Source organism: Planotetraspora phitsanulokensis (assembly GCF_016863295.1).
GTDB classification, from domain to species: Bacteria; Actinomycetota; Actinomycetes; order Streptosporangiales; family Streptosporangiaceae; genus Planotetraspora; species Planotetraspora phitsanulokensis.
The window spans coordinates 39,441-50,227 of the sequence record NZ_BOOP01000027.1; the positions used below are offsets into that span (position 1 = coordinate 39,441).

The following is a 10,787-nucleotide window of genomic DNA, read 5'->3' on the forward strand; positions in this document are numbered from 1 at the left end:
ACCGTAATGAGTTCTGCGCACGAGTGGGGAAACTGCCCGGTCCCCGCCTGATCATTCACGCGGGGACCGGGCGGTTTCGCCTATTCGCCCGTCCAGGCGGGGGGCCGCTTCTCGGCGAAGGCCGCGGCGCCCTCCATCGCGTCCTTGGAGCTGAAGACGGGGCTGATGATCGCGCCCTGCTTCTTGAACATCTCCTCGTTCGACCAGTCCGCCGACTCGACGATCACCCGCTTGGTCGCCGCCAGGGCGAGCGGCGCGTTGGCCGCGATCGTGGCGGCGAGCTCGCGTGCGCCGCTCAGCGCCTCGCCTTCCGGCGTGAGCCGGTTGACCAGCCCCAGCTCGTAGAGCCGGGACGCCGGATAGTGGTCGCCCGTCAGGGCGATCTCCATGGCGACGTGGTACGGGATGCGGCGCGGGAGCCGCATGATCCCGCCGGCGCCCGCCACCAGCCCGCGCTTGGGCTCGGGCAGGCCGAACGTGGCCGCCTCGGAGGCGACGACGATGTCGCAGGCCAGGGCCAGCTCGAAACCGCCGGCGAGCGCGTAGCCCTCGACCGCGGCGATGACGGGCTTGCGCGGAGGCGCCTCGGTGAGGCCGCCGAAACCGCGTCCCTCGACGACGGGGAAGTCGCCGGTCAGGAACCCCTTGAGGTCCATGCCGGCGGAGAACGTGCCTCCGGCGCCCGTGAGGACGATGACGGCGACGTCCTTGCGCTCGTCCAGCTCGTCGACGGCCGACGCGATGCCGCGCGCCACGGCCCCGTTGACCGCGTTCCTGGCCTTCGGCCGGTTGATCGTGATGACGGCGACCCCGCCGTCGACCTCTAGCAGAACCTCGTCAGACATGACGTCTCCAGACTCGGGACTTACGGCGATCAGGCTGGTCTCCCGACGGCGCCCGGCCATCGGCGGGCATCCTCCGACGCACGGAGGAACCAGAAGGAATCAGCGAGCTACGGCGATCACGCTGGTCCGCCGACGGCGCCCGGCCATCGGCGGGCATCCTCCGACGCACGGAGGAGCCGGAAGGAATCAGCGATGCGGCGAGCAACATGAACCTATTTGGGCTGGAAGCGGATGCCGCCGTCGAAGCGGATCACTTCGCCGTTCATGTAGTCGTTCTCGATCAGCGCGCGGACGAGGTGCCCGAACTCCGACGCCCGGCCGAGCCGCTTGGGGAAGGCCACCGGCCCGATGAGCTTGGCCTTGAACTCCTCGGCGTTCTTGTCGCCGATCTTGCCGTAGATCGGCGTGTCGATGATGCCGGGGGCGATGGTCAGGACGCGGACGCCGATCGCCGCCAGGTCCCGGGCGGCGGGAAGGGTCATGCCGATGATGCCGCCCTTGGAGGCCGAGTACGCCACCTGGCCGGTCTGGCCCTCGATGCCCGCCACCGAGGCGGTGTTGACGACGACTCCGCGCGCGCCGTCGGCGTCGACGGGCTCGGTCTTCGCCATGGCGGCCGCGCCGATGCGCATGAGGTTGAAGGTGCCGATCAGGTTGACGTCGATCACCTTGCGGTAGGTGGCGAGGTCGTGAGGCGAGCCGTCCCGGTTGACGGTCCTGGAGGCCCAGCCGATGCCGGCGCTGCTGACCACCGCGCGCAGCGGCTTGCCCGTCGCCACCGCGGCGTCGACGGCGGCCTGCACCGAGGCCTCGTCCGCCACGTCGGTCTGGGCGAACACGCCGCCCAACTCGTCGGCGAGCGCCTTGCCGCGCTCCACGTTCAGGTCGGCGATGACGACGGTCGCGCCGAGGCCCGCCAGCTCGCGGGCCGTGGCCTCACCGAGGCCACTGGCGCCGCCCGAAATGATGACTGCTGCTCCGTTCAGGTCCATAGCCGGACCTTAACGCGAGAACCGAATGAAGTTCTACTCGGGATGGCGCAAAATCGCGGTGTCGACGTCGGGGTAGACCTTGATGCGCCGGTCAAGACCGGTGGTGCGCAGGATGCGGGCCACCGGCGCCTGCGGTGAGGCCAGGCAGACGCCGCCGCCCTCGCTCGAGGCCAGGCGCCAGGCCTCGATCAGCACGCTGAGCCCGCTCGAGTCCATGAACGACAGGGCGGCGAGGTCGAGCACGAGCGTGGGCCCGTCCTGCTTGATCGCGTCACGGACCTCCTCGCGCAGGAACGGGGCCGTGAACAGATCGAGCTCGCCTTCCACCGCCACGACGACGGCGCCTGAGGCCGATCGGCGCGCGAGTCGCAGCTTCATCGTTGAACCTCCTCCGCGAGGCCCACTTTACTTGCGCATCACCGTGGGAGAGCAGACGGCGCGAAGCCGTACGGCAACTCGAGCCGATGGGCGGCCAGCAACTCGTCGTCGGCGAGCAGGGAGCGGGTGGCCCCGTCCGCGGCGATCACCCCACGGGAGAGGATGAGGGAACGCTCGCACAGTTCCAGCGCGTACGGAAGGTCGTGCGTGACCATCAGGACCGTCACGTCCAGATTCCGCAGGATCTCGGCGAGCTCGCGTCGCGAGGCGGGGTCCAGGTTCGACGACGGCTCGTCGAGCACGAGGATCTCCGGCTCCATCGCCAGCACGGTGGCCACCGCCACCCGGCGCCGCTGCCCGAACGACAGATGGTGCGGCGGCCGGTCCGCGACCTCCAGCATGCCGACCCGGTCCAGCGCGTCCCGCACCCTCCGGTCCAGTTCCTCGCCCCGCACGCCCAGGTTGGCCGGCCCGAAGGCGACGTCCTCGCGCACGGTCGGCATGAACAACTGGTCGTCGGGATCCTGGAACACCAGCCCGACCCGGCGGCGGATCTCCCGGAGCGTGTCGGACCGGACGGGGAGACCGGCCACCTCGACCGTCCCGTGACCGGCGGTGAGGATGCCGTTGAGATGCATGACCAGGGTGGTCTTGCCCGCGCCGTTCGGCCCGAGCAGCGCGACGCGCTCACCGCGCCTGATGGTCAGGTCGACGCCGAAGAGCGCCTGCGTCCCGTCCGGATACGCGTACGCGAGCCCGCTCACCTGGAGCGACACGACGGTTCCCGAGTCCCCCGCGGATGTCATGCCAGGCTCCGCGCGACCACGGCCGTCGTGAGGGCCAGCACCGGCAGGACCGCGGCGACGGCCCACTGCCGTCGCGACGCCGGCAGATCATGGACGGCGGGCATCTGACCGGTGTAGCCCCGGCTCAACATGGCGAGGTGCACCCGCTCTCCCCTTTCGTACGATCGAATGAAAAGCGCGCCCGCCGACCTGGCCAGGACGGGCGCCTGACGGATGTCCCTGGCGACGAATCCCCGCGACTCCCTCGCGATCCGCATCCGCCGCGCCTGGTCGAGGATCACGCTCAGGTAGCGGAGCATGAACGTGGCGATCTGCACGAGCAGCGACGGCAGGCGGAGCCGCTCCGCCCCGAGGAGCATCATGCGCGGTTCGGTGGTGGCCGCCAGCAGGATCGACGCGACCACCCCGAGCGTCGCCTTGGCCAGGATGTTCCAGGCCGCCCAGAGCCCCGGCAGGCTCAGGGACAGGCCCAGCACCTCGACCCGCTCCCCGAGGCCGATGAACGGGATCGCGACCGCGAACAACACGAACGGCACCTCGATGACCATGCGGCGCAGGACGAGGCCGAGGGGGACCCGCCCGGCCGCGGCGACAGCCGCCAGCAGCAGCGCGTCGACGGCGAACGCCCCCCAGGCCTCGCGCGGTGTGGCCACGACGGCCACCGCGAATCCCACCGCCGCGATCAGCTTGCACTGCGGGGGCAGGCGGTGGACCGGGGTGTCCCCCGGTAGGTAGAGGGCGTGATGATGGCCCGCGCTCACGCGGCGGCCTCGTCCCGACGCCTCCGCCGCACCGTGAAGAAGATCGCACCGCCGGCGAGGACGGTGATCCCCACCCCCGCGATCCCGGCAAGCCCGCCGGAGAGCCGCTCGTTCTCGACACCGCTGACGCCGTATCCGGCCAGCGGCCCGTTCTCGAGGTCGTGGGGCTTCTCGTTGGCGTTGAACCCCTTGTCGGCCGCCACCTTGTTCAGGCCGTCGGGCGCGCTCGAGGCGTAGAACGACACGACACCGGCGAGCAACAGGGCGACGAGCCCTCCGCCGACCAGGACCGGCCGAATGCCGAGCTTCGGCGCGGGCGAGGGCGCGGGATTGTCGACCGGAATCTCGCCGTCGGCGGTGCGGAGCACCAGGGGCGCCCTCAGGCCGCGGGCGCCGTACACCAGGTCGGGCCGCACGGCCAGCACGCTGCTCACCGTCAGCGCGGTGATCAGCCCCTCGCCCAGTCCGATCAGCACGTGGACGCCGCCCATCGCGGCGGCCACGGACGACACCTCGATCGGCGCGGTGCCGCCGAGCCAGAACAGGACGGTGAACGCGAGCGCGGCCGCCGGCACGGAGACGAGCGCGGCCAGGAACGACCCCACGACCACGGCGGTACGGCTTCGCGGCGCGGTACGGCTCACCAGCCGGAAGACGGTCCAGCCCACGACGGCGGTGACGATCGCCATCAGGGAGATGTTGACGCCGAGCGCCGTCAGGCCGCCGTCGGCGAAGAAGAAGCCCTGCACGAGCAGGACGACGGCCACACATAGGACGGCTGTCGCCGGACCGACGAGCACGGCGGCCAGCGCCCCTCCCAGTAGATGGCCGCTGGTGCCCGCCGCGACGGGGAAGTTGAGCATCTGCACGGCGAAGATGAAGGCGGCCACGAGGCCCGCCATCGGAGCGGTGCGGTCGTCCAGTTCCCGCCTGGCCCGTCGCAGGCAGACCGCGACACCGGCGGCCGCGACCACGCCCGCTCCGGCGGACACGGGAACGTCGAAGAACCCGTCAGGGACATGCATGGACAAGCACCTCCGAAGTGGCGGAATACGCCCTCACCTTAGAGGAGCATGTCGCAGTTGCAAACAACTGGCAATTAACTTGCGCCTAACTTACGCATCGCGGAACCCAGCAGGGTGAACGGCGTGGAAACGTGCACCGACGTGCTGAGGCGCCGGTTCACCGCGGTGGCGTACGGACGGACGGTCCATCTCATCAGCCCGGACCACCAGCGCATGGTCCCGTCGAGCTCCTCCGGCCTGTCGACCTTGACGGGGAAGCGGGTGAGCGGCCCGCCCACGTCGAGCTCGAGGTAGGCGTCCCACGTCCCGGCGGAGAAGCCTCCCGCGTCCGCGGCGAAGGTGTGCGAGCCGGTCGCTACGACGGGCTGGCGCCGCTCCCGGCCAGAGGCCCGTTCACGCCAGATCAGATGCCGTACGGCCACGGCGCCCGGCGTGGCGCCCACGTGCACCTGGCCTTCGACCCGCAGCCGCCTGCCGGTCCACTCGGCGCGTGCCAGCCGTACGGCGCCGGGGACCCGCAGGAGGTGGCCGCCGACGTCGAGCCCGAGGTAGCCCTGCGAACGCGTGAGGAAAGGCACCGCCACGACACCCGAGGAGAAGTGGGCGTCGGGCGCGACCAGGACAGGGTCGGCCCGAAGCCGGGCCAGCCTGCGGACCCCCTCGCACTCCACGGCCACGTGGACGTCCCATATGCCGGAGGTGAGCGAGGTCACCTCGATCGAGGCGCCGAACCGGTCGGCGATGCGAGCCACGGGGACGCTCCGCTCCCGCTGCGAGGTCCGCTCACGCAGGACGAGGCGCACCTCCCCGTCGAACCCCGCGAGCGAGACGCTCCCCGACACCCCCAGCCGGTCTCCGATCCAGGCCAGCTCCAGGAGCCGATGGCGCATCGACGCCGTCTCGACATGAGCCAGCCGCACGAGGCGGTCGTGGTCGTCCAACGACGCGGCGCGCAGCCGCTCGACGTCGCCGAACCGCGCGCGGACGCCGTCGGTCAGCCATTCCGCGCAGATGTCGGCGACCTCCATGACGATCTTCTCGCGCGCGGCATCGCACGCGGCCAGGAAGGGGGCGCCGAGTTGGGCGAACACGTCGAGCCGGAAGTGCCGCAGCAGCAGGTGGTCGCGGAGCGCGCCCGGGGGGATGTGCCTGGCCATCAGCTCGAGGGGCGTGCGGATCATCCGCAGCCAGGCGAGCGGGTCCCGGCCGGCCGCCTCGGCCATGGGGTGGCCGCCGCCCCGCCGGGGGGTCAGGTGATAGCAGTCGTGGCCGGCGACCACCGAGATGACGCCGGCGTGGCAGTACGCGTGGACGGTGAACGCCAGGTCCTCGCCGACGGTCAGGCTCTCGTCGAACTGGATTCCGTGCCGCTCGAGCGTCGCACGGCGGAACAGCTTGAAGCAGGAGAGGCTTTCGTAGGCGCCGTCGAGCAGGGTGACCATGGCAGCGTCGTCGCGGAAGGCGAACTCGGGCAGGCGGACGGGGTGGCCCGCCGACCGGCCTCGGCGAACGATCTTGCCGAGGACGATGTCCGAGGAGTTCGCGTCGGCCGCCGCGACCATCCGGCGCAGAGCGTCGGGCCCGAGGTGGTCTCCCCCGTCGCAGAAGAAGACGTACCGTCCCGTCGCCTCGGCCAGGGCTCGGTTGCGTAAGCGGGCGGGCACCGTCCGGCGATCCTGACGGATCACCTTGATCACTCCCGGGTGGTGCGCCGCATAGAGATCGAGGAGGTCCCGCGTGCCGTCGGACGAGCTGTCGTCCACGACGACGATCTGCTTGCCGACCCGCTGGACGAGCAGGGAGGTCAGGCAGCGGTCGAGGTGCGCGCGACAGTTGCGCGTGAGCACCAGCACGCTGACATCGACCCTGTGGTCACTCTCCGTCTCCATCGAAACCCATTATGTGACCATCGAGACCGTGCCCGAGCCGCTTCCCTCCGCCGGGCAGCGGAGCCCCCGTCGCATTGGACCAGGTTCGTACGGCTATCGCCCCGGCCGCGATCGGAAGGATGTGTCAGGCGGCGTCGCTGGAGCGCAGGAACAGACCCAGCTGCGCGTAGTGGACCAGCTCGTTGAAGTAGACGCGGTAGCTGACGATCATGCCGTCCTCGACCGTGCTGACGCTGCATCCTTGCAGGAGGATCCGGCGATGGGTCGGCTCGATGGTCTCGCCGTCGGGCGCCAGGAGCGGGCCGCGATGGGTGGCCGTCAACCGCCACTCGGTCACCGTGGTGTCCTCTTCCGTGACCTTGTTCTGCACCTTGTAGTGCATGTCCGGATACGCGGTGAGCAGGTAGCCGTAGTACGCGCGAATCTGGTCGTGACCCTCCGCCGTGCCCCCGACGTTGAAGTAGACCGCCTCGGGATCGAAACACTTCACCACGGCGTCCAGGTCGTGGTCGTTCAGAGCGGCCAGAAGACGATCGGTTACCTCCCGTGCAACTGACACCAAAACCCCCTTTTCCGGTCAGTATCGGTCACGGTACCAAGGGCTCGGTCAAGCATCCTTCGATCGCCATCTCGCCGCGCCAGTCGTCCACGCACGCCGGCCGTCCACGCACGCCAGTCGTCCGGCCGTGTCAGGCGTCCGGGCACGTCGAAGGGGGGCCATGAGCGGACCAGCTCGCGGCCGGATCCGCCCGGTGACCCCCCGGGATCGGCGTACGAGGTCAGGCGACGGGGACGTCCCGGCGCCTGAACGCGGCCAGGCCCAGCGCGAGGAGCGCGCCGGCGACCGCGACGAGCACCACCAGGGGCACCCCGGCCAGATCGCCACCGGGGATCTTCGGGATGTGCGTGAAGGGCGACACGTCGAGGACCGCCTGGCTCAGCTGCACGGCCGCGCCGATCAGCCCGAGGAAGAGGCAGACGCCGAGGCCGGCCCATCCCACGGCGGGCGCGAGGCGGGGCCGCAGGCCGTACAGCGCGGTCGTGAGCCCGGCCAGCACCCAGATCGCGGGAAGCTGCACCAGCGCGGCGGCGAGGCCGCGGGGGATCTCACGGCCGGGGTCGCCCACGCTCACCCCGTAGACGAGGCCGGTGACCAGCCCCTCGACCGCCATCGCCACCAGCGGCCCGAACAGCGCGAAGACGAGGTGGCTCAGCGCCCATGAGACGCGGCCGACGCTCGTGACCAGCACCGGCTCCGACCGCAGTCCCGCCTCCTCGGTCCGCATGCGCAGCGTGGCCTGGACGGCGTAGCCGGAGGCGATCAGGGCGGAGATGCCCATCGTGCCGACGATGACGACGTCGCTGAGCGCCGATTCTCCGCCCATGCGCTCGAAGATCTCCATCAGCTGCTGGTTGCCGGCGAGCATGTCCTGCGCGGACTTCGCGACCCCGCCGAACACGGCGCCCAGCACGGCGAACCCGGCGGTCCAGCCGATCAGGCTGCCGCGGTGCAGCCGCCACGCGAGGGCGAGCGGCGTCCGCAGGCCCGCCGAGGCCTCCGCGGGGCCGAGGCGCGGCGGAAGCAGGCCGGCCGCGACGTCACGACGGGCCTGCAGAGCGAACGCGACAGCGACGAGCAGAGCGATGAGCGCGACGGCCGGAGCGAGGACCCACCACTGCTCCTGTCCGAAGGCGCGCATCTGGCTCATCCAGCCGAGGGGAGACAGCCAGGACACCCACGAGGGGTCGGCCCCCTCGCCGGCGACGTCGCCCACCGCTCTGAGCAGGAAGGCCGCGCCCGCCACCGTGACGCCGACGCCGCGAGCGGCTCCCGCGCCCTCGGTGAGCTGGGCGACGAGCGCCCCCACGGCGGCGAAGATCCCGCCGGTCGCCGCCCAGGCCAGTCCGGCGGCGAACGACCCGCCGGCCGGCAGCCCGAGACCCGTCAGGCCGAGCGCCAGCAGCACCGCGAGCACGAGGTTGGCGCAGATCGTCGCGATGAGGGCCGCGGCGAGACCGGCGTGCCTGCCCACCACGGCGGATCCGAGGAGCTCGCGGCGACCGGCCTCCTCCTCCACCCGCGTGTGCCTGATGACCACGAGCATGCTGATGATCCCGATGATCAGCATGCCGCTGCTGGCACGCCAGAACGTCACGCCGCCCAGGCTCGTGTCATAGATCCGGCCGTAGAGGACGATGAAGGTGGAGTTGCCGAGGTTCTCCCTCGCGTACTCGCCGACCGCGGCGGCCGTGGGGTACAGCTGCTTGATCGACGATCCGAGGAACATCGGCACGAGGGCCATCAGCACGACCCACAGAGGCATGAGGAACCGGTCGCGGCGCAGGATCAGCCGGACCAGGGCGCCGGTGCCCGCGAGGGTGTTCACCGCGCCACCTCGGCCTTGACCTCGCCGTTCGTCTCGGTCTTGTAGTGCCGGAGGAACAGTTCCTCCAGCGTCGGCGGCCGGCTGACGAGGCCGCGCACCCCGGCGGCGGTGAGCTGCCGCAGCGCGGCGTCGAGCTGGGGCGTGTCCACCTCGAAGCGGACCTGGGTGCCGTCGACGTGCAGCTCGTGGACGCCGGCGAGGTCCGCCAGGCCGTCGGGCGGGCTCGCGAGCTCGGCGGTGATGGTGGTGCGGGTCAGGTGGCGGAGCTCGGTCAGCGTGCCGGTCTCGACGGTGCGGCCGTCGCGGACGATGCTCACCCGGTCGCACAGCGCCTCGACCTCGGAGAGGATGTGGCTCGACAGCAGGACGGTTCGCCCGTCGCGGGCCTGCTCCTCCGCGACGACCTGCCGGAACACCTCCTCCATGAGGGGGTCGAGTCCGGAGGTCGGCTCGTCGAGCAGCAGCAGTTCCACGTCGGACGCGAGGGCGGCGACCAGCCCGACCTTCTGCCTGTTGCCCTTGGAGTAGGCCCGGCCCTTCTTCTTCGGGTCGAGGTCGAAACGCTCGAGCAACTCGTTCTTGCGCTTGTTGTCCAGACCGCCCCGCAGACGGCCGAGGAGGTCGATCACCTCTCCTCCGGAGAGGTTGGGCCAGAGCGTGACGTCTCCGGGGACATACGCGAGACGCCGGTGCAGCGAGGTGGCGTCGTTCCAGGGGTCGCCGTCGAACAGGCGGACCGTGCCCGCGTCGGCCTTCAGCAGGCCGAGAAGGACGCGGATGGTGGTCGTCTTGCCCGCGCCGTTCGGACCCAGGAAGCCGTGAACCTCGCCGCGGCGGACCTCGAGGTCCAGGCCGTCGAGCGCACGGGTACTGCCGAAGTGTTTCCGCAGGCCCGAGGCGGTTATGATGTTTTCCACTCATCAGAAGCTACATTAGTTTCACAAAACTGTGAATACTGACCAGGGACTCGACGCGTAGAGAATGTGTGAAGATCGCAGCAGACCGGGAGGGAGCCGAGGTGACCGGACGACACCATGACGCCGAGGGCGGGCGCGACGAGGACGCGGTCCACGACTACGTCGAGCAGATGGCCATGACCTTCGCCAGGTTCGGCTTTCCCCGGATGGCCGCCCGGGTGTTGTTCGCGCTGACGACCTCCGACGACGCGTCGATGACAGCGGGCGAGCTCGCGGAGCGGCTCGAGGTCAGCCCGGCCGCGGTCTCCGGTTCCGTGCGATATCTGATGCAGCTCAACATGCTGGTCCGCGAGCCCGTCCGCGGCTCCCGCAGGGACCGATACCGGCTACCGGACCACGCATGGTACGAGGTGACCGCCAGTAACGGGCAGATTTACGAGGAGATCGCGAAGCTCGCCCTCACCGGCGTGGACGCCCTCGGCGGTCCCGGCACGCCCGCGGGGAGCCGCGTCGTGGAGATGGCGGACTTCCTCCGTTTCCTGCAGGGCGAGATGGTCGCCATCCTCGAGCGGTGGCGCCTGACGCGCCTCGGCGCGCCCGAGGACGCGTCGCCGGGTCCTGACCCCGCAGGCTCCGTCTGACCCGCCGAGGCTTCCGCGAACCACCGCCTTCCCACCCGACCCGGCGAGACTTCCGCGAGCCGTCGCCGTTCTGACAGAACGCCTCGACCGAGGCCGCGGAGAAAGGTCTCCCACCGAACGCCCCAGCCGTACTCTTCCGTTCTAGC

The 10,787-nt window shown here is 70.8% G+C and carries 11 protein-coding genes; 1 reads left to right on the top strand and 10 read right to left on the bottom strand.

Translation table 11 applies throughout. The features are described 5' to 3' along the window. Positions 1-80: 80 nt before the first annotated feature. The 10 genes from Pph01_RS28010 to Pph01_RS28055 all read right to left on the bottom strand — a co-directional run bounded on the left by Pph01_RS28010 (position 81) and on the right by Pph01_RS28055 (position 10,000). Entirely contained in the window at positions 81-845 is a 765-nt protein-coding gene (locus Pph01_RS28010) for a crotonase/enoyl-CoA hydratase family protein (RefSeq protein WP_204076158.1), read from the bottom strand. Between the two features lie 212 nt (positions 846-1,057). After that, a complete protein-coding gene (locus Pph01_RS28015) occupies positions 1,058-1,837 on the bottom strand; it encodes an SDR family NAD(P)-dependent oxidoreductase (RefSeq protein WP_204076159.1) in 780 nt (259 codons plus the stop codon). Between the two features lie 33 nt (positions 1,838-1,870). Then, positions 1,871-2,215 (bottom strand): STAS domain-containing protein, encoded by a 345-nt coding sequence (locus tag Pph01_RS28020; protein ID WP_203888098.1) that lies wholly within the window; start codon positions 2,213-2,215, stop codon positions 1,871-1,873. Positions 2,216-2,253: 38 nt separating this feature from the next. Beyond that, complete coding sequence (locus Pph01_RS28025; RefSeq protein WP_204076160.1) at positions 2,254-3,021, bottom strand: energy-coupling factor ABC transporter ATP-binding protein; 768 nt, start codon at positions 3,019-3,021, stop codon at positions 2,254-2,256. Further along, on the bottom strand, positions 3,018-3,782 hold the full coding sequence (gene cbiQ, locus Pph01_RS28030; protein WP_204076161.1) for a cobalt ECF transporter T component CbiQ: 765 nt from the start codon (positions 3,780-3,782) through the stop codon (positions 3,018-3,020). Before cbiQ ends, Pph01_RS28025 begins: the two co-directional genes overlap by 4 nt. Then, complete coding sequence (locus Pph01_RS28035; RefSeq protein ID WP_204076162.1) at positions 3,779-4,807, bottom strand: energy-coupling factor ABC transporter permease; 1,029 nt, start codon at positions 4,805-4,807, stop codon at positions 3,779-3,781. Before Pph01_RS28035 ends, cbiQ begins: the two co-directional genes overlap by 4 nt. Positions 4,808-4,881: 74 nt before the next feature. Next, positions 4,882-6,696 (bottom strand): glycosyltransferase family 2 protein, encoded by a 1,815-nt coding sequence (locus Pph01_RS28040; protein WP_204076163.1) that lies wholly within the window; start codon positions 6,694-6,696, stop codon positions 4,882-4,884. Positions 6,697-6,820: 124 nt separating this feature from the next. Beyond that, the gene (locus tag Pph01_RS28045; protein WP_204076164.1) at positions 6,821-7,255 is read right to left on the bottom strand and encodes an ester cyclase; all 435 of its coding nucleotides are present in this window, start codon (positions 7,253-7,255) and stop codon (positions 6,821-6,823) included. A gap of 220 nt (positions 7,256-7,475) precedes the next feature. Then, complete coding sequence (locus tag Pph01_RS28050) at positions 7,476-9,083, bottom strand: ABC transporter permease (RefSeq protein ID WP_204076165.1); 1,608 nt, start codon at positions 9,081-9,083, stop codon at positions 7,476-7,478. Beyond that, on the bottom strand, positions 9,080-10,000 hold the full coding sequence (locus Pph01_RS28055) for an ABC transporter ATP-binding protein (RefSeq protein ID WP_204076166.1): 921 nt from the start codon (positions 9,998-10,000) through the stop codon (positions 9,080-9,082). The genes Pph01_RS28050 and Pph01_RS28055 overlap by 4 nt, the downstream gene beginning before the upstream one ends. A gap of 101 nt (positions 10,001-10,101) precedes the next feature. Between Pph01_RS28055 and Pph01_RS28060 the strand changes: the two genes are divergently transcribed. Beyond that, complete coding sequence (locus Pph01_RS28060) at positions 10,102-10,641, top strand: GbsR/MarR family transcriptional regulator (RefSeq protein WP_204076167.1); 540 nt, start codon at positions 10,102-10,104, stop codon at positions 10,639-10,641. Positions 10,642-10,787: the final 146 nt, after the last annotated feature.

Bases quoted from the DNA above. Each gene is read 5' to 3' on its own strand.
- Pph01_RS28010 (WP_204076158.1), bottom strand. From the start codon at position 845: ATGTCTGACGAGGTTCTGCTAGAGGTCGACGGCGGGGTCGCCGTCATC.
- Pph01_RS28015 (WP_204076159.1), bottom strand. From the start codon at position 1,837: ATGGACCTGAACGGAGCAGCAGTCATCATTTCGGGCGGCGCCAGTGGC.
- Pph01_RS28020 (WP_203888098.1), bottom strand. From the start codon at position 2,215: ATGAAGCTGCGACTCGCGCGCCGATCGGCCTCAGGCGCCGTCGTCGTG.
- Pph01_RS28025 (WP_204076160.1), bottom strand. From the start codon at position 3,021: ATGACATCCGCGGGGGACTCGGGAACCGTCGTGTCGCTCCAGGTGAGC.
- Pph01_RS28035 (WP_204076162.1), bottom strand. From the start codon at position 4,807: ATGCATGTCCCTGACGGGTTCTTCGACGTTCCCGTGTCCGCCGGAGCG.
- Pph01_RS28040 (WP_204076163.1), bottom strand. From the start codon at position 6,696: ATGGAGACGGAGAGTGACCACAGGGTCGATGTCAGCGTGCTGGTGCTC.